Annotated in this window: 22 protein-coding genes; 8 read left to right on the top strand and 14 right to left on the bottom strand. The window is 58.4% G+C overall.

Features of this window, described 5'->3' with window-relative positions; translation table 11 throughout:
- Positions 1-228 precede the first annotated feature (228 nt).
- Positions 229-501 (top strand): hypothetical protein, encoded by a 273-nt coding sequence (locus tag QO002_RS25665; RefSeq protein WP_307235316.1) that lies wholly within the window; start codon positions 229-231, stop codon positions 499-501.
- Positions 502-945: 444 nt separating this feature from the next.
- Here QO002_RS25665 and QO002_RS25660 read toward each other — a convergent pair whose 3' ends face one another.
- From QO002_RS25660 to QO002_RS25625, 8 genes are all read right to left on the bottom strand, one after another.
- Positions 946-1923 carry an aldose 1-epimerase gene (locus QO002_RS25660; RefSeq protein WP_307235314.1) on the bottom strand — a complete coding sequence of 326 codons (978 nt, stop codon included), beginning with the start codon at positions 1921-1923 and terminating at the stop codon, positions 946-948.
- Entirely contained in the window at positions 1923-2678 is a 756-nt protein-coding gene (locus QO002_RS25655; RefSeq protein WP_307235312.1) for an SDR family oxidoreductase, read from the bottom strand. The genes QO002_RS25660 and QO002_RS25655 overlap by 1 nt, the downstream gene beginning before the upstream one ends.
- Positions 2679-2685: 7 nt before the next feature.
- Positions 2686-3417 (bottom strand): ATP-binding cassette domain-containing protein, encoded by a 732-nt coding sequence (locus QO002_RS25650; RefSeq protein ID WP_307235309.1) that lies wholly within the window; start codon positions 3415-3417, stop codon positions 2686-2688.
- Entirely contained in the window at positions 3414-4397 is a 984-nt protein-coding gene (locus tag QO002_RS25645; protein ID WP_307235307.1) for an ABC transporter permease, read from the bottom strand. Before QO002_RS25645 ends, QO002_RS25650 begins: the two co-directional genes overlap by 4 nt.
- A gap of 75 nt (positions 4398-4472) precedes the next feature.
- Entirely contained in the window at positions 4473-5447 is a 975-nt protein-coding gene (locus QO002_RS25640) for a sugar ABC transporter substrate-binding protein (RefSeq protein WP_307235305.1), read from the bottom strand.
- Positions 5448-5493: 46 nt separating this feature from the next.
- Positions 5494-6186 (bottom strand): GntR family transcriptional regulator, encoded by a 693-nt coding sequence (locus QO002_RS25635; RefSeq protein ID WP_307235303.1) that lies wholly within the window; start codon positions 6184-6186, stop codon positions 5494-5496.
- Positions 6187-6264: 78 nt separating this feature from the next.
- Positions 6265-7467 (bottom strand): mandelate racemase/muconate lactonizing enzyme family protein, encoded by a 1203-nt coding sequence (locus tag QO002_RS25630; protein WP_307235301.1) that lies wholly within the window; start codon positions 7465-7467, stop codon positions 6265-6267.
- A 3-nt stretch (positions 7468-7470) separates the two neighbouring features.
- The gene (locus QO002_RS25625) at positions 7471-8133 is read right to left on the bottom strand and encodes a FadR/GntR family transcriptional regulator (protein WP_307236244.1); all 663 of its coding nucleotides are present in this window, start codon (positions 8131-8133) and stop codon (positions 7471-7473) included.
- Positions 8134-8306: 173 nt separating this feature from the next.
- Between QO002_RS25625 and QO002_RS25620 the strand changes: the two genes are divergently transcribed.
- The 3 genes from QO002_RS25620 (at position 8307) to QO002_RS25610 (ending at position 11337) form a co-directional block, all read left to right on the top strand.
- The gene (locus QO002_RS25620; RefSeq protein ID WP_307235299.1) at positions 8307-9200 is read left to right on the top strand and encodes an SMP-30/gluconolactonase/LRE family protein; all 894 of its coding nucleotides are present in this window, start codon (positions 8307-8309) and stop codon (positions 9198-9200) included.
- 78 nt (positions 9201-9278) lie between these two features.
- On the top strand, positions 9279-10061 hold the full coding sequence (locus tag QO002_RS25615; protein WP_307235297.1) for an SDR family NAD(P)-dependent oxidoreductase: 783 nt from the start codon (positions 9279-9281) through the stop codon (positions 10059-10061).
- Between the two features lie 22 nt (positions 10062-10083).
- On the top strand, positions 10084-11337 hold the full coding sequence (locus QO002_RS25610) for an enolase C-terminal domain-like protein (protein WP_307235295.1): 1254 nt from the start codon (positions 10084-10086) through the stop codon (positions 11335-11337).
- Positions 11338-11667: 330 nt separating this feature from the next.
- Here QO002_RS25610 and QO002_RS25605 read toward each other — a convergent pair whose 3' ends face one another.
- Positions 11668-11826 carry an SDR family oxidoreductase gene (locus QO002_RS25605; protein WP_307235293.1) on the bottom strand — a complete coding sequence of 53 codons (159 nt, stop codon included), beginning with the start codon at positions 11824-11826 and terminating at the stop codon, positions 11668-11670.
- Between the two features lie 65 nt (positions 11827-11891).
- On the opposite strand from QO002_RS25605, the gene QO002_RS25600 reads away from it, so the two are divergent.
- Positions 11892-13676 carry an IlvD/Edd family dehydratase gene (locus QO002_RS25600; RefSeq protein ID WP_307235290.1) on the top strand — a complete coding sequence of 595 codons (1785 nt, stop codon included), beginning with the start codon at positions 11892-11894 and terminating at the stop codon, positions 13674-13676.
- A 114-nt stretch (positions 13677-13790) separates the two neighbouring features.
- Here QO002_RS25600 and QO002_RS25595 read toward each other — a convergent pair whose 3' ends face one another.
- The 5 genes from QO002_RS25595 to QO002_RS25575 form a co-directional block, all read right to left on the bottom strand.
- Entirely contained in the window at positions 13791-14405 is a 615-nt protein-coding gene (locus tag QO002_RS25595) for a DJ-1/PfpI family protein (RefSeq protein ID WP_307235288.1), read from the bottom strand.
- Between the two features lie 61 nt (positions 14406-14466).
- Positions 14467-15417, bottom strand: a complete 951-nt coding sequence (locus QO002_RS25590; RefSeq protein ID WP_307235286.1) for a substrate-binding domain-containing protein — start codon at positions 15415-15417, stop codon at positions 14467-14469.
- 55 nt (positions 15418-15472) lie between these two features.
- On the bottom strand, positions 15473-16465 hold the full coding sequence (locus tag QO002_RS25585) for an ABC transporter permease (RefSeq protein ID WP_307235284.1): 993 nt from the start codon (positions 16463-16465) through the stop codon (positions 15473-15475).
- On the bottom strand, positions 16462-17949 hold the full coding sequence (locus QO002_RS25580) for a sugar ABC transporter ATP-binding protein (RefSeq protein WP_307235282.1): 1488 nt from the start codon (positions 17947-17949) through the stop codon (positions 16462-16464). The genes QO002_RS25585 and QO002_RS25580 overlap by 4 nt, the downstream gene beginning before the upstream one ends.
- Positions 17950-18047: 98 nt before the next feature.
- Positions 18048-18731 carry a GntR family transcriptional regulator gene (locus QO002_RS25575; protein WP_307235279.1) on the bottom strand — a complete coding sequence of 228 codons (684 nt, stop codon included), beginning with the start codon at positions 18729-18731 and terminating at the stop codon, positions 18048-18050.
- A 105-nt stretch (positions 18732-18836) separates the two neighbouring features.
- Between QO002_RS25575 and QO002_RS25570 the strand changes: the two genes are divergently transcribed.
- The 3 genes from QO002_RS25570 to QO002_RS25560 are packed head-to-tail and all read left to right on the top strand — an operon-like array spanning position 18837 to position 22591.
- Positions 18837-19871, top strand: a complete 1035-nt coding sequence (locus QO002_RS25570) for an Ldh family oxidoreductase (RefSeq protein WP_307235277.1) — start codon at positions 18837-18839, stop codon at positions 19869-19871.
- On the top strand, positions 19868-21091 hold the full coding sequence (locus QO002_RS25565; protein ID WP_307235275.1) for an iron-containing alcohol dehydrogenase: 1224 nt from the start codon (positions 19868-19870) through the stop codon (positions 21089-21091). The genes QO002_RS25570 and QO002_RS25565 overlap by 4 nt, the downstream gene beginning before the upstream one ends.
- Before the next feature lie 51 nt (positions 21092-21142).
- Complete coding sequence (locus QO002_RS25560; protein ID WP_370878611.1) at positions 21143-22591, top strand: NAD-dependent succinate-semialdehyde dehydrogenase; 1449 nt, start codon at positions 21143-21145, stop codon at positions 22589-22591.
- The last annotated feature ends 18 nt before the right edge of the window (positions 22592-22609 follow it).

Here is a 22609-nt window from a genome sequence, read left to right as displayed (position 1 = left end):
GCATCAAGTACCCGCCAATAGCGATTTTCCCGCCCACAGTCCAGACGGTCGAGCAAATCCCGATTATGATGGCATCGATTTGCGCCTTGACGGCGTCGGCGATCAGTGTCCTGGTGCCTTGCCCCTCACCGTGTCGCCGCTATAGTGCATTCGGACGCTCCAATTCCTCGGTCTGAAGCGAAGGAACGGCCAACGTACGACGGGTAACAATTTGGCTGGGCCAACATCATGATCGAAAGTGAGACCCGGCAGGCGGATTGGCGTCGGGCAAATCCGGCAAAATATGGCGCCCATTTGGCGGTCCAGCGGGCACTGAAAGCTGGCCAATTGGAACGACAGGCCTGCGAGGTCTGCGGCATTGACGCAGTCGATGCGCATCATGATCACTACGAGAAGCCACTGGACGTCCGCTGGCTGTGCCGAAGACATCACACCCGCCTTCACCATTACGGCGAAGACATGTTTCCCGTTCGGCCGCTCGCTCAAAATCGCGAAACCTAGAATCCACAGCCCCTGCTCCCGAGCATGGGGGGACATTCGCCCGGCGCTGCTGTTGCGGCCTTTCAGGTATGTCGATCGTTGACACATTCAATTGAGCACCGACAATGACAATCGTTACGGGGAACTCCACTTCGTTGCCTTGAGATCGCTATCCGTCCATATAGGCGCGATGACGCTAGATCAGAAAATATTCGTCGGCCTAAAATCTGCACGCAGGAAAACCGCTACCTCGTCCCAACCTGTCGGCCGAAATGCCAATGGGACGGCTGCGACAGTTCTGGAGCGCATCGCGCGCGAAATGAAATCGTTCCGCCGATCCGCATGGGAAGTGATTACGTCTTACAATCCACATTCCTCAGTGAAAGGACGCAATGGAGGGTTAAGACTGGAACCTCGGCATGCTCCGTCCCCGATGCCCACTTCACTCAACGCCAAACTTTTTGATTACGCCCGCGGCGCACTCTCAAGGGGCACGCGATCCTTTCTGCGTTTCGCCAAGTGTGCTCTGGGCTCAATGGGTGCGTGCAATTCTCGTGAAAGGTAAAAAGGCCTTGTCGCATTTGACACAGTCAGGATCTCGGAAGGCTCGAGTACGATCATGCCATGTGCTTGCCCGCCTCCAGGCAAATTAAACGCATCCACCGGATGAGAGACTGGTTCAAAACAGACAAAGTCGGCCTCAGCGGACGGAGAAAACACGACATATTGGTTGAGGCCTTCGCCGGCCTCAATTTCGGCGGCAATGCCACGCGCAGGCCAGTCGATCTGGGCTTTTCCATTCCAGCCGGTGAACCAGTTGTTGATCCAGCGCTCTGGCAGACGGAGGCGCGTTTTAAAATCCATATCTGCGTGGTTCGAAACCGCGTCGAACATTTCCGGCAGGTGATCGGCCCGTTCCAGCCAGACGCCGTCAGCCGAAGCCGTCAGGAAGGTTTCGCGGTCACGCACGAACCAAGGATGAAAACCAGCGCCAAAAGGCAGACGGATGCTGGCGCGGCTGGTGATGGTCAACTCCATGATGAGTGCCATACCGTCCAACCGGTAAGTCATCGATGCATCATAGCAAAACGGGCCGGGCCCCTTTGCCGAAAGCGACAAAATAACATGGTTGTCAGCCTGTTCATCCACGATCCAGACCGAGGAAAAACCGTTGCCGTGGATTGGATATTTCTCCGATTCCATGTTGCGGTCTATCGGGTGGAATGTTCCGTCGAACATAAAGCCGCCGCCAGAAACACGCCCGGAAAAAGGGATCAGTAGAATGTTGGACAGATGAAATGGATGCTGGGTTGCCGGGTCGGCAGTGCGGAAGATCGGTTGCCACGCATTGCCGGCAAACACGTCATAACAACTGAGACCGGCGCCGAGGTCGGGGCGGACAGTGATCCGGGCGCTACCGTTAGAGAGGTTGATGGATGTCATCACCAACCGCCGTCGATGGCGATATTCTGGCCGGAGATCATGTCAGAGACGGGCGAGACAAGGAAATGCACAAGATTGGCGACATGCTCCGGCTGAATTCGCGCTTTTAAGGATTGGTTTTCAAGTATCCAATCGTTGTATTGCTGCAGCCGGTCGGCAAAGACGCGCTCCTCAGCCTCGGAAACGACGGCACCCGGCGAGACGGCATTGACGCGGATGCCATGCGGTCCGAGTTCTCGCGCCAATGACTTTGTCAAACCGAGCATCGCGCCTTTTGAGGCGACATAAGGCACATAACCGTCCCAGCGCCCGTTGAGCGTCAGCGAGCAGAAGTTGACGATCTTGCCATAGCCCTTCACTTTCATCGCCGATGCCACAGCGCGGGTCAGCGCGAAGGCTGCGGAAGAATTGACCCGAACCTGGTCCTCGTATTCCTCCAGGGAGAATTCCTCGAACGGCTTGTTGATGATCAGCGCGGCATTGTTGATCAGGATATCGATGCCGCCGGTGGTCGCCGACAGCTCAGCCACCCGCTTCTCGGCGGATGCAAGCTTGTTCAGGTCCTCGCCGACATAGATTGCCTTGACGCCATGAATGGTGGCAATTTGCGCTGCGAAGGCCTCTCCAGACTCGGCACCTGGCCGATCGAGCAGCAGCAGCGTTGTGCCGCTGCGGGCAAGACGCTCGGCCTGGGCGCGGCCGAGGGTCCCCAAAGCGCCGGTCAACAGAACAGTTTTACCAGACAGGTCGGTCATATCTACCTCACAGAAGTTCGTGGACTTCATCGATCGACGTTGCCGCGGTCGGCCGGTCGAATACGATTTCGCCGCGCGCCATGGCAACGATGCGGTCGCAGGACTGGAACACGTGCTGCATATTGTGGGAGATGAAGATACCCGTGAGACCCTGTGCCTTCAGTCCGCGCACGAAGCCGATCACCTTGTTGGTCTCCTTGACCGAAAGATGATTGGTCGGTTCGTCGAGGATCAGCACCTTCGACTTGAAATGCATGGCACGGGCGATGGCGACGCCCTGCCGCTGTCCGCCGGAAAGCTCGCCGACCAGGGCGTCGGGTGAACGCAGATGCAGATCGACATCGGCGATGGCCTGGACGCTTTCATCACGCATGCGCTTCTGGTCCATGATGCCGAAGCCGCCGATAGACCATTTTATCGGCTCGCGGCCAATAAAAAGATTGCGGGCGATCGACATGGTCGGGACCATGGAATTGTACTGGTAGATGGTCTCAAGCCCGTGGCGCATCGCCTCTTTCGGGTTGCGGATCTCGACCTTCTTACCCTCGATGAGGATGTCGCCCGAATCCTGATGATGGACGCCGGAGAGGATCTTGATCAGCGTCGACTTGCCGGCGCCGTTGTCGCCGACGAGGCCAACCGATTCCCCTGGATTGATCGTCAGGTTGATGTTCTTCAGGGCGTGGACACCGCTGTACCATTTCTGCAGGTTGCGGCATTCAATGATCGGGACTGTCACTTGTGCGCCTCCACCTTGATCTTGCGGGACATCTTGCCCATCCAGGCATTGGCAATGACGGCGAACATGGTGAGCACGCCGATTGCGAACTTGAACCAGTTGGCATCGACGCGGGACAGAACAAGGCCGTTGTCGATGGTGCGGATCAAGAGGGTGCCGATGACCGCGCCAAACACGGTACCTATACCGCCCGCAAGCGACGTACCGCCGATGACCGCTGCGGCAACGGCCTGAAGCTCCAGCCCCTCCCCTATTGACGGAAGCGGCGAACCGAGACGTAGCACCTGCAACAGGCCGGCAAACCCTGCGAGAACCGAGCACAGCATGAAGCAGATGATCTTGACGCGTTTGACTGGGATACCCATCGACGCGGCCGCTTCGTTGAAACCGCCGGTGGCGCGGATCCAGTTGCCGAAATTCGTCAGCGACAGCAGGCCGGCGGCAAGCAACGCGATTGCCAGGAACCAGATGAAGGACATTCGGACGATGGCACCCTGCCAAATATAGTCGGTGAACAGCCAGGTCGGCAGATCATCGGGAAGCAAGGGCGGGAATCCGCCGGAAATGACGATGGTCAGCGAGCGGGCAATGAAGAGCATGCCGAGCGTTGTGATAAAACTCGGAATGGTGAACTGCAGGGTGATGTAGCCGTTGATAAAGCCGATCAGGGCGCACAGTAGCAAACCCATGAGCACCGCCGCGGTAAACGGTACACCGGACGTGAGGGCAACCGCCATCGTCATCGGCATCAGCGCGAAGACCGAGCCGACCGAAAGATCGAACTCGCCGCAAATCATCAGGATGGTAACGCCAATTGCAACGAGCGCCATTTCGGGCAGCAGGCCCATGATGCCGCGCACGTTCTCGAATGACAGAAGGATGCTGTTCGATTTCACCTGGAAGATAACCATCAGGATGATCAAAAGGGCGAGGCCGGCGAGTTCCGGCTTATCCAGATAGATTTTCAAAAACCGCTTCATGGGCTGCTACTCATCGTTCAGCGACTTGTCTCCGGAGAGACAAGTCGCTGGTTTGTTTCAAAAGACAATCGGAAATCAGCGCAGGCCCTTCTTCGCCATGTCAAGGATAGTCGGCACGTCCTTGGGCGTGACAATGCCCTGCCCGGTGTCGATGTCGGATGGCGTCAGGCCGGCGGTCTTGTAGAGGTAGGTTTCCATGACCGGCATGAACCCTTGCATGTAAGGCTGTTGGTCGACCTGCACCTGCACATAACCGGCTTGCATCTGCTGGAGCACTTCCGGCACCAGGTCAAAGCCGCCGAGGAGGACTTTACCCGGCTCGATCCCGCGGTCCTTCAGCACCTTGGCAACACCGGCATGCCAGTAACCGGTATCGAAATAGGCCGTAGTGCTGGGGTTGGCGTTCAAATAGGAACCGATGCGGTCCGCCGTCAAGGCAAGGTCCGTCGCTGCATCGATACGCGTGATGTTGATTTCCCGATCCTTGTGTTCGGCCTTGTATTCCTCAAGGAATTTCGTCACGCCACCGGCCCGCTGCTCAGACCAGGTCTGACCCGGAGCATTGACGCCGACGAGCAGGTTCAGCGGCCCTTCCTTCGGGAAGTTCTCCGACTGGGCCTTTGCGAGCGAATAGCCCGCGGCGGTAAAGCCCTGACCGATGAAGGCCTTGCGCGCATTGCCCTTGGCGCCTTCGCTGTCATCGACATTGACCGCCAACACCAGAATACCGGCATCGACCGCCTCCTGGATGACAGCGTCATAGGCCTTGTTGTCGACGATTGCGACGAAGATTGCATCCGGCTTGGAAGCGATCGCCGCCTGCAGATTGGCGACTGCCTGTTCGACGGAGCCCTCGGTCTGGGTAAGAATCAATTGGCAATTGGCACCAATCTTTTCACAGGCATCGTCATAACCCTTCTTGACCGACTGCCAGAAGGTGTTCGAGGCCGACGAATGGCTGATGAACGCGATGTTGAGGCCCTCGGCGCTTGCGCCGGACGCCATCATTGTCAGCCCGAGGGCTGTGCCTGCTATCAGTTTGCGGATCATGATGTTTTTCCTCCCGTTGTGACATCAAAATGGTTGCTGGCGCCGATCACTCCGGCGCATCGAAGAATTCGGCCCGTGACCGGGCAATCTCCGGCAGCGATTTCAAGATTTCGCGCAGGTGTGTCCGCACGGCGTCCTCGGCTTGCGCGACGTCGCCGGCTGCGATGGCATCGACGATCCGCTCGTGCTGTTCGATCAGACGGCCGATTTGCATGTCATCGACGCTGAGGAACCGGACGCGGTCCATCTGCGCCTTGACGCTTTCGACGACGCTCCAGGCATAGGCCTTGCCGGCGGCGGCGGCGAGCGTATGATGAAACAGTTCATCGAGGCGCAGAAACGCGGCACGATCGTTCTGCCGCACCTGTTTTTGCCGGCTGATCTGGCTGCGCAGTTCTGTGATGGTCGCAGCCGCATGATCTGCGGCAAGATGACGGACAATGTCGGCTTCGATTGCTTCGCGAACAAAGCGGACATCCATGACCGAGGCCGTGGAAATCTTGGTGACATAGGTGCCGCGTTGCGGGAGGACCTGAACGAGGCCTTCTTCCGACAGCTTGATGAAAGCCTCGCGAACCGGCTGACGGCTGATCGACAGGGTCTTTGCGATCTCCGATTCGGAAATCCGCTCTCCCGGTAAAAGCTCGGCCTGGATGATCTGCTCCCGCAGTATGCGATAAACTTGGGGCCCAACGGCTCCTGTCGCCGACAGAACCCGAAGCGGCTTTGCGTTGTCCATCCTCAGCCTCCCCTCGTTCAATCTGCTTCAAAAGCTACTAGCATACTACCATACAAGTCAATAGCACCAATGCCGCCCTCAAACGTCAGGCTTCGACACCCGGCGGCTGACGCTGAATTTGCGATCGAGATCGGGTGCAAGATCAACACCATGGCCGGGACCGGGCGGGACGGTGATCATCCCGTTCGTCACGGTAGGAAGCTGGTTGGTGAGATCGGCGTACCAGGTCTTGTAATAGGCGCGCACGCTCTCCTGAACGAGCGCGTTGGGCACGTTCAGCGACAGATGGGTCGAGGCGGAAAGCACCACGGGTCCGGTGCAGTCATGCGGGGCCACGGGCAAATGCCAGGCCTCGGCCATCGTGGCGATCTTTTTCGCCTCCGATATGCCGCCGCACCACGACAGATCGAGCATGACGACACCGGCGGAATCCGTTTCCAGGAGATCACGGAAGGCCCAGCGTGTGGCGAGCGTCTCCGACGCGCACAACGGCGCCCGGCTGGCAGCGGCATAGCGTTTCAGGCTCGAGAGCGAATCCATCTTGATCGGATCCTCGTGCCAGAACGTTGAATAGGGTTCGAGCGCTCGGGCAATTTGAATGGCCGGCGTCAATTGCCACATGGAATGAAATTCGACCATGATGTCGATGCGATCGCCTACGCGCTTGCGGATCTTCTCGAAAGGTTCGAGCGCCTGGCGCAAATCCGGGCCGGAAATGTACTGCCCGCCGGATTTCTCTGCCGCGATATCGAACGGCCAGATTTTCATGGCGGTGATGCCGTCGGCAAGAAGGTCCTCGGCAAGCTCGTCAGCCCGCTCCAGAAAACCGTTGAGATCGTCATAGTCCTTTCGTGGACCGCCGATGCCGTAATTTGCGGTCTGCTGCCCCTTGGCGTCGCGCATATAGGTGTTGCCGGCGCAGGTGTTGTAGGTACGGATCTCGCGGCGCGAAAAACCACCGAGCAGCTGGGCGATGGGCAGGTTGGTGGACTTGCCGAACAGATCCCAGAGGCCGATATCAACGGCCGAATTCCCGCGCATCTCGGCGCCGGTCGAGCGGAAGCCGAGATAACCGGTCAGGTCCTTGGAAATCCGGTCGATCTCCAATGGATCACGGCCCAGAAGTTTCGGGGCAACAACCTCGTGGATGTAGGCCTCGACCGTCTGAGCCATGAAGAATGTTTCGCCAAGACCCACAAGTCCCTCGTCAGTGTGGATCTGGACCCAGAGGATGTTTGGGAATTCGTGGACGCGGACGGTTTCAAATGCCGTAATTTTCATTGATCAATACACCCCGGCCGCCAGAAGCGCCTTCACCGTCAAGTCAAAATGGTCAACCATGGCCTGCTCGCCCTTTGCCGGATCACCGTTTGCGATCGCCTGGGCAATGATCATGTGTCCGTCGATACTTTCCTGCCTCGTTTCGTTGCTGCCGCGGCTCGCCCAGCCGATCGGCCAGGTGTGACGCGTCAAGAGGTGGAAGGACCCCACGAGCAGGGCAAACATCGGATTACGCGATGCAATGCCGATTGCCTCGTGGAAGGCGATGTCATGCTCCATCACCTTTTGCGGATCGCCAAAGTCGCGCTGCATTGCATCGACAAGGCCGACGATCTCCGCCGCCTCCTTGTCTGTGCGACGCAGCGCTGCAAGCGCCACGGTCCTGCGCTCGATCGTGCGGCGAACGTCGAAAATTTGCTGGATCGTCGCCTGGTCGGTGTGAACGGCGTGATCTGTGATCATCGCCAGCACATCCGCTTTGGGGGCGGCCACCCGCGCCCGGCGGCCATTGCCGATATCGATCAGCGTCAGCGCCGCCAGCGATCGGTAGGCTTCGCGGACGATGGTGCGGGAGACGCCGGTCTGCTCGGCAAACGCCCCCTCGCTTGGCAGTTCATCGCCGACCTGCAGGCCGTGCTCGCGAATATAGAGCTTCACGGCATTCATCACGCCGCCCAGAAGCCCCTCGCCTGCCGATTTATCGAGCGACCCGTCACCAGCACCAGGCATCAAATCTATCAAGCTCAACTCCCACCTATCATATAGGTTTGGCATATCCTTGATTTATGATGAGCCTTGGCTATTGTCAATCGCAATTATTCGACGCCTTGGGAGGGGTCATGCAGACGAGTATTCAGTTCACCGCGCAGGATATTGTCGGCGAAAGCATCATCTGGGCAGCGCAGGAGCAGGCGTTGTATTGGGTCGATATCGGTGGAAGGCGCATTCACCGGCTGGAACCGGAAAGCGGTCAGCATGACGCGTGGCAGGCCCCCGATTTTCCGACGTCGATCGGTCTGCGGGCAAAGGGTGGCTTTATTCTCGGCCTCTCCAGGGAGCTCTGCTTCTGGCGTCCGGGCGGCGCGTTCGAGCCCTTCGTCATTCCCGAGCCCGATTTGCCCAATAACAGGCTGAACGAGGGATGTGTTGCCCCTGACGGTTCCTTCTGGGTCTCCACCATGGAGAACAATCTCCATCCCGACGGCTCACCACGCGACATGACCGGCAAGTCCGGCGCCATCTATCGTATCGATGTACACGGCACCGTGATGCAACTCACTCCGCGCGAATACGGGATCACCAACACCATGGGCTGGACGACAGATAACCGCTTCCTCTTCGCCGACACACTGGAGAACGAGATCTATTCCTTTGCCTACGATCCGCAGACAAAGCGCCTGTCCGATCGCCGGACGATCGTCCAAGGGTTCGGACGAGGGCTCCCTGATGGTTCCTGCATGGATGCTGATGATACGCTCTGGAATTGCCGTGTCGTTGGCGGCGCCTCGGTTGCCCGCTTTACATCTCAAGGCGAACTGCTCGCACTTGTCGAGCTTCCCGTTTCCTGGCCGACGAGTTGCACCTTTGGCGGGCCTGATCTGACGACGCTCTACGTGACCTCAGCGCGCTTTACCATGACGCCGCATCATCTGGCCGCCCACCCGGTGGAAGGCAGCCTGATTGCCGTCGCCGACGCCGGCCTCGGTATTCCCGAGCCGAAATTCGCCGGTTGACGAAAATTCCGAAATTCGATTGACTTACTGGTATGGTAGAATGTTAGTTGAGGGATGTTCATGGCGAGGAGCGGTTCAATGGGGTTTTCCGGCAAGAGCATCGTCGTCACCGGCGGTAGTCTCGGGATGGGCCGAGCTTGTTCCGCGCGTTTTGCCGAAGGCGGCGGCAAGGTGCTGGTGGTCTCGAATGATGCCGCATCGGTTGCCGAGACCGTAGCCGCAATCGGGGCAAATGCCTGGGGACTTGTGGGTGACGTTCGCTCCGCTGCTGACATGGAACGGGCTGTTTCCGAAGCCGTCGCACGGCATGGAGGCCTCGACATTCTCGCGTGCTGCGCCGGCATCCAGCGTTACGGCACGGTAGTCGATACGCCGGAGGATGTCTGGGATGATGTCTTCGACGTCAATCTCAAGGGCATCTATCTCGCCTCGCGCTTTGCAATACCGGAGATGAAAAAGCGTGGCGGCGGTGCGATCGTCGCTATCTCATCCGTTCAGGCCTTTGCGTCGCAGGCCGGAGTAGCGGCCTACACCGCCAGCAAGGGTGCGATCAATGCGTTGGTTCGCGCCATGGCCCTCGACCATGCCGCCGACAACATTACGGTCAACGCCGTTTGCCCCGCCTCGGTCGATACGCCGATGCTCCGTTGGGCGGCAGACCAGTGGAAGGGCGATCGCAGCCAGGACGAGATGATTGCGCTCTGGGGCAAGGGCCACCCGCTGGGGCGTGTAGGCAAGGCCTCCGAGATTGCAGACCTCGTCGCCTTCCTGGCCAGCGACCAGGCGCGGTTTATCACTGGCGCAGATATCAAGATCGACGGCGGCACGATGGCCAAGCTTGGGATCGTGCTTCCCGAATGAGCATTCTCAAAGGAGACCAGACATGAAGCGGCCCATCATCACCGATATTCGCGCCACCACCGTGACGGTGCCGCTCGAAGCGCCGCTTCGCCATTCCAACGGTGCCCATTGGGGCCGTTTCGTGCGTACCATTGTCGAGGTCGAGACGGACGTCGGCATCATCGGCCTTGGCGAGATGGGCGGTGGGGGCGAGAGCGCCGAGGCCGCTTTCGCCGCTCTCAAATCCTACCTTGTCGGCCATGATCCGTTCGAGCTGGAGCAGCTCCGCTTCAAGATCTGCAACCCGACGGCCAGCCTTTATAACAATCGCACCCAGATGCACGCGGCCATTGAATTCGCCTGTATCGATATCATCGGAAAATTTCTTGGCATTCCGGCCTACGACATCATTGGCGGCAAGATGCGCGACGAGGTGGGCTTCGCCAGCTACCTGTTTTTCAGGTTGCCAAACAAGGATACCGGCGCTGGCGAAGTCCGCACGGCCGACCAGCTAATTGAACAGGCGCTCAGCCTGAAGAAGACGCACGGCTTTACCGCGCATAAATTGAAGGGCGGAGTTTTTCCGCCGGGCTACGAGCTTGAGGTCTATCGAGAGCTGGCGAAGGCCGTTGGAACGGACAGCGTGCGCTACGATCCGAACGCCGCTTTCACCGTCGAGGAAGCTGTCCGCTTTGCCAAGGGCATCGAGGATCTCAACAACGACTATTTCGAGGACCCGACCTGGGGGCTGAACGGCATGCGGCGGGTGCGCGAGAACACCCATATGCCGCTTGCGACCAATACCGTCGTGGTCAATTTCGAGCAGCTCGCGACCAATATTCTGAGCCCTTCCTGCGACGTGATCTTGCTCGACACGACCTTCTGGGGCGGCATTCGGGCCTGCGTGAAGGCTGCCGCCGTCTGCGAGACTTTCCAGCTCGGAATCGCTGTGCATTCCTCGGGCGAACTCGGTATTCAGCTCGCGACGATGCTGCATCTCGGCGCCGTCTTGCCAAACCTCGTTTTTACGGCGGATGCGCATTACCACCAGCTTGTCGACGATATCATCATTGGGGGGCCGATGAAGTACATGGGCGGCAAGATCGCCGTTCCCACAGGACCTGGCCTTGGCGTCGAGATCGACCGGGAAAAGCTCGGCACTTATGCCGATCTTTTCAAAACACTCGGTGGATATCTCTACGACCGCGATCCCTCGCGCCCGGGGTGGTTTTCAACGGTGCCGAACACACGATGGGCCAATCCGGACGATGTTTCAGCGGATGGGATCCTCGCGTAGGAAGCTGACGGGATGGGCTCGAAGCGATACTCCGTGTGGTCTTAGTCCTCGATGAGCATGGCGGCTGGACCCCGCTGAATACGGACGGATCAAGAGAGGAACCGGTGTCGACCCGTATGGGCTTATTTGCGAAGCGGAAAACGGCAGCGCATAATCAATGGGAATGTTGACGCACGTTGCGGAAACGAACTGTTCCCGCCGGTTGGAAGTTGGATCGTTGATCGGCGCTGACAGCTTGAAGGGATTTGGACTCACGACTCCCTATCGTGATTTTTTTCGTCAGTCATTTCTACGTGGCCGACGTTGCCCGCTAGTGGACTTTCATTTTCATCAAAGCGTGTAACCGCCATCGATCGTCAAGCTTGTCCCGGTCATGTAGGATGATGCCGGACTTGCAAGATGGGAGACGACGCCAGCGATTTCGCTGGTATCCGCAACGCGTTTTAAGGGGTTCCTTTTCGACTTCGTCGCGGGTGGTGGCGGTGACACCGATCACAGCGGGCTGCTGCTGCATCTGGAAGCGATGAATACTGCCAAGGGCGGAAGGGAAGAGAATGGCTGAGGAAAACAAGACATCGCGTCGCCTGCGCTCGCAGGATTGGTTCGACAATCCGGATCATCTCGATATGACGGCGCTCTATCTCGAGCGCTTCATGAATTACGGCACGACGCCGGAAGAGCTGCGTTCCGGAAAGCCGATCATCGGCATCGCCCAGTCAGGCAGCGATATCAACCCCTGCAACCGCCACCATCTCGAACTTGCAAAGCGCATCCGCGACGGCATTCGCGATGCAGGCGGTATCCCGATCGAGTTTCCGACCCATCCGCTGTTTGAAAACTGCAAGCGACCGACAGCCGCACTCGACCGGAACCTTGCCTATCTCGGCCTGGTGGAAATCCTTTACGGCTATCCGCTCGACGGCGTGGTGCTGACGACCGGCTGCGACAAGACCACGCCTTCGGCGCTGATGGCTGCCTCGACCGTTGATATTCCGGCTATCGTCTTTTCCGGCGGCCCAATGCTCGACGGATGGCACGACAGCGATCTGGTCGGCTCCGGTACCGTCATCTGGCGGTCGCGGCGCAAATATGCGGCTGGCGAGATCACCCGCGAGGAATTCCTGCAGTCGGCACTCGATTCTGCGCCGTCGATCGGTCATTGCAACACCATGGGCACAGCCTCGACGATGAATGCCATGGCCGAAGCGCTCGGCATGTCTCTCACCGGATGCGCCGCCATTCCGGCTGCCTATCGCGAACGCGGCCAGATGGCCTATCGCACCGGGCGTCGAGCTGTGGAATTGGTGCTCCAAAATATCAAGCCATCAGATATCCTGACGCGCGAGGCGTTCCTGAATGCGATCCGGGTGAATTCCGCGATTGGCGGTTCGACCAATGCGCAGCCGCATCTATCCGCCATGGCAAAGCATGCCGGTGTCGAATTGCACATCCACGACTGGCAGACGCATGGTTTTGACATTCCGTTGCTGGCCAACGTGCAACCGGCAGGCGCTTATCTTGGCGAGCGGTTCCACCGGGCCGGCGGTGTTCCAGCAATCATGTGGGAGCTATTGCAAGTCGGTAAGCTTGAAGGCGGCTGTCCGACGGTGACCGGCAAAACCATGGCGGAAAACCTGAAAGACCGCGAGGCAACCGACCGCGAGGTCATCCTGCCTTTCGACGCCCCGCTGAAAGAGCGCGCTGGTTTCCTGGTGTTGAAGGGCAATCTGTTCGAATTCGCCATCATGAAGATGAGTGTTATCTCGGCCGGTTTTCGCGAACGCTATCTGAGCGAACCCGGTAAGGAAGGCGTCTTTGAGGGCAAGGCGGTGGTCTTCGATGGCTCCGAGGATTATCACAAGCGCATCAACGATCCGGACTTGAATATCGATGAGCGGACGATCCTCGTCATCCGCGGCGCCGGTCCGCTCGGCTGGCCGGGATCGGCCGAAGTCGTCAACATGCAGCCGCCCGATCATCTTATCAAGAAAGGTGTCCTCAGCCTACCGACCATCGGCGACGGTCGCCAGTCCGGCACGGCTGATAGCCCGTCTATCTTGAACGCCTCCCCGGAAAGTACTGCCGGCGGCGGCCTTGCCTATGTGCGCAGCGGCGACATCATCCGCATCGATTTCAACCAGGGCCGTTGCGACATGCTGGTCGAGCCGGAAGAGATCGGGCGGCGTAAGGCAGACGGCATTCCCGCCGTTCCGGCCGATGCCACGCCCTGGCAGATGTTGTATCGTCGCACCGTGACGCAATTGTCCGATGGCGCCGTCATCGAAGGCGCCCCGGAATTCCGCAAGCTTGCGGAAAAGTTGCCACGACACAATCATTGATCAAGACGCATGATATTTAATAGAACGCAGGCAGAATGATCGAGGCTATTGTAAAATCAAATGGCCGCCTTCTCGGCGGCCATTTCATGATCAGACATTGTCTGCTGAGTTGCCTCAGGCGGCCTTGGCCACATCTTCGCTATGGCGGATTTCCGTTCCAAGAACCTTCAGACATTCCCTGATGAACGCGGCCAATGCAGTCCATCCTTTCGCCGATACCATGGTGCCATCGACATAGGCCTCAGTCGGCGAGAGATCGACATAGGTACCGCCGGCCAGCGTCACCTCAGGCTCGCAGGCCCCAAGTGCCGCCACCTTCTTGCCGCGCACAACGCCGTCGACGGCGATCAGAATTTGAACACCGTGGCAGATCGTGAAAATCGGCTTCTTTGTCTCGTGGAAGTGCCGGACAATAGCCTGAACGCGCTTGTCGGTGCGGATGTATTCCGGGCCGCGGCCGCCTGCGGCATAAACCGCGTGATACTGGTCCAGCTGTTTTTCCACTTCCGAGAACGTCTTGTTGATAGTGAAGAAGTGGCCGAGCTTTTCGGTGTATGTCTGGTCGCCCTCAAAATCGTGCAATGACGTCTTGATCAGGTCACCCGCGTTCTTGTCCGGGCAGATGACGTGGACGGTATGTCCGATCGCTTCCATCGCCTGCTGGAACACGAAGATCTCATATTCCTCGGTGAATTCACCTGTCAGCATCAGTATTTTCTTGCCTGGCATTATCTGCTCCTCTTGCTGCATGCAGTGGGGCGGCATGGGCCGCCCCGGTTTAGGGTAGTGGTTAGAACGGGGAATCGGGGAAATAGTATTCCTGCGCATTTTCCTGGGTGATCAGTGGTGCGTCGAGCTTGACTGTTCCGCGTACTGGCGCTTGGCCAATCAGATTTGCGACGGTCATGTAGATTGCCGTCTTGATCATTGCGGGCGGATAGGGCGTCTCGACCGGGGTCATCGCGTCGCCGTCGATGACTTTCTTGACGATGTCCTTCATGCCATTGCCGCCGAGCGCGAGCTTGATGTCCTTACGGCCAGACTCCTTGACAGCTTCGAGTACGCCGAGAAGCATGTCGTCATCATTGGCCCAGACCGCGTCGATCTGCGGATACTTCGCGAGGTAGTCCTGCATCAGTTTGAAGGCTTCGTCGCTGTTCCAGTTCGCATATTGGATATCCAGGACTTTCAGTTCGGTGCCTTGGATGGCGTCGTTGAAACCCTTGATGCGCTCGTCGTCGATGACGGTCGGGATGCCGCGCAGAACGACGAGGTTGCCCTTGCCGCCCAGTTTATCGATCATGTACTTGGCAGTATTGCGACCGACCGCGATGTTGTCACCCGCAAGGTACAGGTCCTGGATCGAGGCGTCGCTCAGACCACGATCGACGACCGTGATAAAGGTTCCGGCGTCTTTGACGGCCTTGACCGGGGTCGTCAGCTCCTCAGAGGAATATGGCAGGATAACGAGGGCGTCGAGTTTGCGGCCCGCAGAGAGATCCTCCAAAGCGCTCACCTGAGCCGTTGCGGATGGTGATGTTTTTACGACCACTTCAACATCCGGAAAGGCAGCGTTTATTTCCTTAGCGGCAGCCTGCGCATGGTAGACAACGCCTGCGGTCCAGCCGTGATCGGCTGCCGGGATCGATACGGCGACCACCTTTTTATCTGCTGCGAACGCGTGGCTCGCAACTAAAACGGTGCCAATGGCCGCGGCCGCAATCAATTTACTCTTAAACATACATTCCTCCCAGAATTGGACCCAAAATTAAGCACCCATGCGGTCCGGACACGGATTATTTCGAAAATCTTTGAATGAGCATAGCGATGATGATGATGACCCCTTGCACCCCTGCTACGAGGTACTCCGAGACGAAATCCGACAGGACCATCAGGTTGGCAATCAGCTCGAGAATGACGGCACCCGCTACCGTACCCCAGACATGACCTTTGCCACCGCGGAGTGCCGTGCCGCCGATAACGACGGCGGTGATGACCTGGAGTTCCCACAGGACACCGGTTGTGGGCGTCGCTGCTCCCAGGCGGGGAACGTAGCAGATCGCAGCAATCGCGACGCAAGCGCCCTGGATCGCATAGGCAATGGTGCGGGTTTTGATGATCGATATACCGGAGTAGCGGGCGACATCTTCGTTTGCCCCGACCGCCGCACACTTTCTCCCGTACTTCATCTTGTAGAGAGCGAATGAGGCAACGGCTGCGACCGCAATCGAGATCAGGATTGGAAGCGGCACTCCACCAACTGTACCGAAGTAGACGGGGCGATAGGCCTCACGCAGGCTGCGGTCGATCGGGATCGTGCCACCGTCCGACATGTAGGTGATCAGGGCCCGGAAGATGCCCATTGTCCCAAGCGTCGCAATGAATGGCTCGATCTTGCCGACAGTGACGATCAGACCGTTCATAAGACCGCAAGCGGTGCCAACCACGATCGCCACGACCATCCCGGCTGGAATTGCCGAGAGACCCCACTCGGGTGCCATACTGTTCATGAAAAGGATGGTGATGCCCGTGATGAAGGCCGCCATCGAACCAACGGAGAGATCCAGTCCCCCCGACGAGATAACGAACGTTGCGCCAACGGCTATGATGGCGATGAACGCGCTTCGGGTGATTACATTTCCAAGATTGGTCGCTGAAAGAAAATCCGGATTGATGACGAAGCCTATGACCAGTAGTGCCAGCAGCGCCAGAAACGGTCCCACATCTGCCCAGCCGATGTTCCATTCCCGTTCCTGTCGAAGCCGCGTCGATCCTACAATCGCACTCATGTCTTTCCTCCCTGACTCTCTGCTGTCGTCATATTGCTGGTCGCCAGGAGCGCAATCTCGTGTTCAGTCATGCGGGCTCCGGTTACCTCGCCTGTGATACGCCCCTCGCGCATCACTAGGATTCGATCGCAGATGCCGATCAGCTCCTGCATTTCCGATGAGATGACGATGCAGGTCCTGCCCTCCCCGACCAGGCGGTGGATGAAGGCGTAGATCTGCGCCTTGTTGGCGATGTCGATGCCACGTGTGGGCTCATCAATGACGACGAGCGATGGACTGGTCATGAGAACTTTAGCCAGCAGGAGTTTCTGCTGGTTGCCACCCGAAAGCTGACCCGCCTTCACACCGAGCGTCTTCAGTCGGATGTCGTACTCGTTCACGGCGTCAACGAGCGCGGTCTGCTCGCGAGCCCGTCGCATCACTAGGCCCGGATGGAACCGCGACAGCGCTGAAAGTGTGAGATTAGGCGCAAGCCGCTCGTGAAGCAGAAGGCCCTTTCCTTTACGGTCTTCTGTAAGGTAGCCGATTCCGGCATCCATGGCTGCTCGGGGCGAGCGGATGTCGATGGACTTACCGTCGAGGGAGACCGATCCACTGGCGGCTCTCAGGCCCATGATGCCTTCGAACACCTCGGTTCGACCCGCACCGATCATACCTGCAAACCCGAGGATTTCTCCCTTCCGCGCGTTGAACGATATGTCTTTGGCGTAGCCAGGCACGACCAAGCCTCGCACCTCCAGCGCTGGGGATCCCGATGCTATATTGCGCTTCTCTGGGTAAAGGGCAGCAAGATCACGGCCGACCATGAGGCGGGCCATGTCCATTTGCGTGAGGCCAGTGCCAGGATACGTTCCCACGAGCTTGCCATCCCGAAGCACGCTCACCTTGTCGGCAAGGCGCTGTACCTCGTCCAGACGGTGGCTGATGTAGAGTACGGCGGCACCCTGCTCCCTGAGTTGCAAAATGATCCCAAGAAGCCGCTCGACTTCGTCGCCCGTCAAAACGGCGGTCGGCTCATCGAAGATGACGACCTTGTAGTCATCGAGAAGTGCGCGGGCGATTTGCACGAGCTGCCGATCGGCAAGCGCAATGTTGCGAACCAATGCGTTCGGGGAGACCTTGCAGCCCAGCTCGCTGAGCTTCTCGATGGCAATTCGTCGCATAGCCCGGTCATCGACCATCCCGTTGCGCATGAGTTCGCGTCCGAGAAAAAGGTTTTCTGCTACAGTCAGTCCATCCGCGAGGAGAATTTCCTGGTGCACAAGGACAATACCGGCCTGCTGTGCGTGTTCTGGTTTTGTGAAATCTGCCTCTTGACCTTCGACCGTTATTTTTCCGGACGTCGGTTCCGCGTAACCTGACAGTAGCCGCATAAAGGTCGACTTGCCCGCGCCGTTCTCGCCGATGATGGCGTGAATTTCGCCTGGAAAGACATCAAGCGAAACGTCGGAAAGGACTGTCACCGGGCCGTAGTTCTTTGACATTCTCTCTGCCTGCAAGGCGGGCTGAAGCAGCGGGCGATCGCCGTTCGACACGTCGCCTTTGTCCCGTTGGAAACTTAAAACAGCCGACATGGTGGCCCTCACTCGAAGGCCGGAAGCAGGCGGTCGCGCGAATGCTCCAAGTGGATCCGCATCGCTTTTTCTGCTGCTGACGCGTCGCCCGCAGCAAACGCTGCCAGCAAGGCCTCGTGCTCATCGAGTGCCTCTTCGGTCACTCTTGAATGAAACATCAGACGGAAAATATGGAAATGGGTATGCTGATGGTTCAACGTTTCGCGGATGAGTTCATTCCCGGCGAGCTCAAGGATCTTGTCATGGAAGATGGCGTCCTGACGGGCGAACGTCGAGTAGCGGATACGCTCGTCGGCGCCTTCGCGGCGACCCATGACGCCTGCAGCTTCTCGCAGTACCGCCAGCTTTGCCTCATCCATTGCCGCCGCAGCCCTTGCTGCGCTGTCAGGCTCAAGCAGAAGACGCAGCACGTAGAGTTCATCGAACCTTCGGCGGGTAATTTGTGGCGCGGCGCTATATCCGATCAGATGGGTCTTGACTACCAACCCCTCGCCCTCAAGCCTTCCGAGCGCCTCTCTGATCGGTGTCTGAGAGACGTTTAGCTCCCGCACCATATTATCGACAGTGATCCGGGCGCCGGGTGCAATTTTCAGTGACATCAATTGGGCGAAAATCGCCTCATAGACGCTCCCAGCCAAGCTGTTGCTACGCTGGATAAAGCCACTGTGGTCAGGCGTTTCGGTCAGGCTCATCGAATTTCTGCTTTGCATATCTTGCCTCTTGACATGACCAACAGCTAGCACGATGGTGCCGTATATGCAATCCCATATCCTATAGGATTTTATATCGGAGCGTTTATGAGGGTATCACACGTCGAAGCGATGGGGTTGGCGACCAAGCTTTTGGAAGAACGTCGCACGCCCTCTGCGAAAGCTGAAATACAAGCTGAAACCCTTGTAGAGGCGGAGTTGAAGGGCCATCCCTCCCATGGGCTCCAACGGCTGCCTCGAATCCTGACGCGCATCGAACGCGGCCTTATCGATCCTCGAACAGAAGGATACGCAAGTTGGCGCTCGCCATCATTCCTAGAGGTTGATGGACTTAAGGGACTTGGTCCGGTGGTGGCCACCTCTGCCCTGCGACAGTTGACCAATAAAGCTCGAAGCTCGGGGATCGCGGTGTGCGGCATTCGAAATTCGAACCATTTGGGAATGCTGGCGCATTACGTTGAAAGTATCGCTGCACATGGCCAAATCGGCCTGGCTCTTTCCTCTAGCGAAGCGCTTGTTCATCCCCACGGCGGTACCCGCGCCGTTCTCGGAACCAATCCCCTGGCGATCGCTGTTCCAACGGCAGGTCGGCCGATGGTGGTCGATCTTGCGACAGGCATCGTCTCCATGGGAAAAATCCACCATCACGCCGCCAACGGGATGTCGATCCCCTTGGGTTGGGCGCGAGATGAATTCGGCCAGCCTACAACCGACGCACGGCAGGCTAAGAAGGGCGCGATTGCGCCATTTGGCGACGCCAAGGGCTACGCTCTGGGAATGGCGCTGGAGCTGATGGTCGCCGCATTGGCGGGGTCGGCGCTGTCACCTGACGTCCGCGGAACCCTTGATGCAGCCGCCATCTGCAACAAGGGGGATGTCTTCATTGCGATCGACATCGGTAGCCAACCGGACCTGCTGCTTCGATTGTCGTCCTTTCTCGACCTCGTCCGCGCCTCGATACCCGCAGATCCAACTGTTCCGGTCACGGTGCCCGGCGATCGTTCCGCGGCAAGGCGTCGAGACGTTCTACTTAACGGCTTCGAGATCGCGCCCCGCCTCTGGCAGGAACTGATCGACCTCTCTTATTCTAGCGATGCGCTCTCCAAAGGACATGCAAGATGACACTTTTCGCCGCCATCCGGCTTCCACACGAAATTCTGTTCGGAAAGGGCCAAAGGGGCGCGTTGCCGGCCGTTGCTGCAAAGCTCGGGAAAAGGGCTCTCATCTGTACCGACGAGCGGTTTGCGTCAACGGCCATCTTCGCCGAGATGGTTGCAGGGTTGAAGTCGGCATCTGTCGAAGTCGTGGTCTACGATGCAGTGGAGCCAGACGTACCCCAAGACACGGTGGCCGTTTGCGTCGACCAGGCGAGAGCATTTAGTCCCGATATGGTGATTGGGATTGGCGGGGGGAGCTGTTTGGACATGGCGAAATGCGCGGCATTGTTGCTAAGCCATGGCGGACGCCTTCAGGACTACTACGGCGAATTTAAAGTTCCAGGGCCAATCCTTCCCATCATTGCCGTTCCTACCACGGCTGGAACTGGATCCGAAGTGACGCCCGTTGCCGTGATTTCCGATTCCGAGCGGACACTGAAGGTCGGTATTTCGAGCCCGTACCTGATAGCGACGTCAGCGATTTGCGACCCGGAACTCACCATGACCTGCCCGCGACGGTTGACTGCCATCGCCGGCGCGGACGCTCTTACCCATGCGATCGAAGCGTATACCGCAGCGCGACGTGGCAACGGCCACGAGCTAGCACAAAAACATGTATTCATCGGCAAAAGTGCTCTCACCGACCACTTTGCGCTTCTCGCGATCAAACTTCTTGGGCGAAGCCTTGAGAAAGCTTGCAAGGACGGGACAGATGAGGACGCCAGAGCCGACGTCATGATGGGGGCATTGGCTGCAGGCTGTGCATTTGGCACGGCCGGCACGGCCGCAGCGCACGCCATTCAATACCCAGCGGGAGCCCTCACGCACACGGCGCATGGCCTGGGCGTGGCAACCATGATGCCATATGTGATGAACTATAACCGGTCCGTCTCTGCTGTCGAAATGGCTGAGGTCGGAAATGCTCTTGGTCTTGATACCTCCGGAAGCGTTGAAGATCAGGCAAAAGCGGCGATCGAAGAGATACGTAGGCTATTCGCAGCGATTGGGATCACCCGGACACTGGCTGACCTGGGTCTTCCGGTCGACAAGATCGATTGGACCGCAGAGCAGGCCTTCGGCATCGACAGGCTGATAAAGAACAATCCCCGCCCTTTCGATCTTGACGCGATGAAACGTCTTGTTCGTGCTGCCTATGACGGCGATCTCGCCGCCTCCGCCATTTGATTATCGAGGAACGACATGACCATCGCACAGAAAACACCCCAGACCCATCACATGCCAGATATCTCTGCCGCTTCACGCGGCCTGTATATCAACGGAGCCTGGCAGCCATCGGGCAACGGCCTCGAAATCGATGTTATCGATCCGTCTACTGGCGAACGCCTCGCCGCAGTCCCCGACGCGACGGTCGAAGATGCGCGGCTCTGCGTTGACGCTGCGGCAGGCGCAGGACCTTCGTGGCGCGCGACCCCTCCCCGCAAGCGTTCCGAAATCCTGCGCCGTTGTTTCGAACTTATGGTCGAACGCTCGGAGATGCTCGCGACCTTGATTTCGATGGAAAACGGCAAGGCCCTGCGCGACGCACGTGGCGAGGTCGCTTATGCTGCCGAATTCTTCCGATGGAACGCGGAAGAAGCCGTTCGCATTACCGGGGAATTCGGGATCGCACCCGCCGGGACAAACCGCATTATCGTGGACTACCAGCCGATCGGCATTTGCCTGCTTATAACCCCCTGGAATTTTCCTGCAGCTATGGCAACCCGGAAAATTGCTCCTGCCCTCGCCGCCGGATGCACTGTCATCCTCAAGCCTGCCAGTGAAACGCCGCTGACAGCCTATGCGCTTGCGGCGATCTATGAAGAAGCGGGGGTTCCTCCGGGCGTCGTCAATGTGATCACGACCAGCACACCAGGTCTTGTTACCGCCGAGATATTGGCGGACCCACGTGTCAAAAAGCTTTCGTTCACGGGCTCGACGGGTGTGGGTCGCCATCTGCTTTCTGAAGCGGCAAGGCACGTGATCTCCTGTTCCATGGAACTCGGCGGGAATGCGCCATTTCTCGTGTTTGACGATGCGGACCTGGAAGCCTCGCTGGAAGGGGCGATGATTGCGAAAATGCGCAATGCCGGGGAAGCCTGCACCGCCGCCAACCGATTCTATGTCCAGTCCGGAATATACGACGCTTTTGCCGATGGCTTGTCGAAACGCATGGCCGCCATGAAGGTCGGCGCGGGCATCGAAGGGATAACCGAATGCGGGCCGATGATCACACGCAAAGCCGTCGAAAAGATCGGCCGCCTGGTCGAGGATTCGAAAACGAAAGGTGCGCGCGTTCTGTGCGGCGGGGAACCACCCGAAGGTCCCGGTTTCTTCTACCCGCCAACTGTTCTTGTCGATGTTCCAACCACTTCCGAGATGGCACACGAGGAAATTTTTGGTCCGGTCGCACCCCTCTATCGTTTCGAGAGCGAGGAAGAAGCTGTCCGCCGCGCCAACGATACAGAATATGGTCTAGCCGCCTACGTCTATACGCGTGACGTGGGTCGCGGACTTCGTGTCGCCTCTGCCCTGGAAGCAGGGATGATCGCTCTAAACAGAGGATTGGTTTCGGACCCCGCGGCACCCTTCGGCGGCGTCAAGCAGAGCGGTCTCGGACGCGAAGGCGGGCAGCACCACGGCATTGCCGAATTCATGGAAGCAAAATATATCGCTACCAGCTTTTAAAAACGCGAGGAGCGGAAA

It is taken from the genome of Pararhizobium capsulatum DSM 1112 (assembly GCF_030814475.1).
In the GTDB taxonomy this organism is placed as follows: Bacteria; Pseudomonadota; Alphaproteobacteria; order Rhizobiales; family Rhizobiaceae; genus Pararhizobium; species Pararhizobium capsulatum.
This window is presented reverse-complemented; position numbering and strand designations above follow the sequence as displayed.

What these genes read in the sequence shown, in the direction of transcription:
- QO002_RS25665 (WP_307235316.1), top strand. Translation starts at nt 229, where the DNA reads ATGATCGAAAGTGAGACCCGGCAGGCGGATTGGCGTCGGGCAAATCCG.
- QO002_RS25660 (WP_307235314.1), bottom strand. Translation starts at nt 1,923, where the DNA reads ATGACATCCATCAACCTCTCTAACGGTAGCGCCCGGATCACTGTCCGC.
- QO002_RS25655 (WP_307235312.1), bottom strand. Translation starts at nt 2,678, where the DNA reads ATGACCGACCTGTCTGGTAAAACTGTTCTGTTGACCGGCGCTTTGGGG.
- QO002_RS25645 (WP_307235307.1), bottom strand. Translation starts at nt 4,397, where the DNA reads ATGAAGCGGTTTTTGAAAATCTATCTGGATAAGCCGGAACTCGCCGGC.
- QO002_RS25640 (WP_307235305.1), bottom strand. Translation starts at nt 5,447, where the DNA reads ATGATCCGCAAACTGATAGCAGGCACAGCCCTCGGGCTGACAATGATG.
- QO002_RS25635 (WP_307235303.1), bottom strand. Translation starts at nt 6,186, where the DNA reads ATGGACAACGCAAAGCCGCTTCGGGTTCTGTCGGCGACAGGAGCCGTT.
- QO002_RS25630 (WP_307235301.1), bottom strand. Translation starts at nt 7,467, where the DNA reads ATGAAAATTACGGCATTTGAAACCGTCCGCGTCCACGAATTCCCAAAC.
- QO002_RS25625 (WP_307236244.1), bottom strand. Translation starts at nt 8,133, where the DNA reads ATGAATGCCGTGAAGCTCTATATTCGCGAGCACGGCCTGCAGGTCGGC.
- QO002_RS25620 (WP_307235299.1), top strand. Translation starts at nt 8,307, where the DNA reads ATGCAGACGAGTATTCAGTTCACCGCGCAGGATATTGTCGGCGAAAGC.
- QO002_RS25615 (WP_307235297.1), top strand. Translation starts at nt 9,279, where the DNA reads ATGGGGTTTTCCGGCAAGAGCATCGTCGTCACCGGCGGTAGTCTCGGG.
- QO002_RS25610 (WP_307235295.1), top strand. Translation starts at nt 10,084, where the DNA reads ATGAAGCGGCCCATCATCACCGATATTCGCGCCACCACCGTGACGGTG.
- QO002_RS25600 (WP_307235290.1), top strand. Translation starts at nt 11,892, where the DNA reads ATGGCTGAGGAAAACAAGACATCGCGTCGCCTGCGCTCGCAGGATTGG.
- QO002_RS25595 (WP_307235288.1), bottom strand. Translation starts at nt 14,405, where the DNA reads ATGCCAGGCAAGAAAATACTGATGCTGACAGGTGAATTCACCGAGGAA.
- QO002_RS25590 (WP_307235286.1), bottom strand. Translation starts at nt 15,417, where the DNA reads ATGTTTAAGAGTAAATTGATTGCGGCCGCGGCCATTGGCACCGTTTTA.
- QO002_RS25585 (WP_307235284.1), bottom strand. Translation starts at nt 16,465, where the DNA reads ATGAGTGCGATTGTAGGATCGACGCGGCTTCGACAGGAACGGGAATGG.
- QO002_RS25580 (WP_307235282.1), bottom strand. Translation starts at nt 17,949, where the DNA reads ATGTCAAAGAACTACGGCCCGGTGACAGTCCTTTCCGACGTTTCGCTT.
- QO002_RS25575 (WP_307235279.1), bottom strand. Translation starts at nt 18,731, where the DNA reads ATGAGCCTGACCGAAACGCCTGACCACAGTGGCTTTATCCAGCGTAGC.
- QO002_RS25570 (WP_307235277.1), top strand. Translation starts at nt 18,837, where the DNA reads ATGAGGGTATCACACGTCGAAGCGATGGGGTTGGCGACCAAGCTTTTG.
- QO002_RS25565 (WP_307235275.1), top strand. Translation starts at nt 19,868, where the DNA reads ATGACACTTTTCGCCGCCATCCGGCTTCCACACGAAATTCTGTTCGGA.
- QO002_RS25560 (WP_370878611.1), top strand. Translation starts at nt 21,143, where the DNA reads ATGCCAGATATCTCTGCCGCTTCACGCGGCCTGTATATCAACGGAGCC.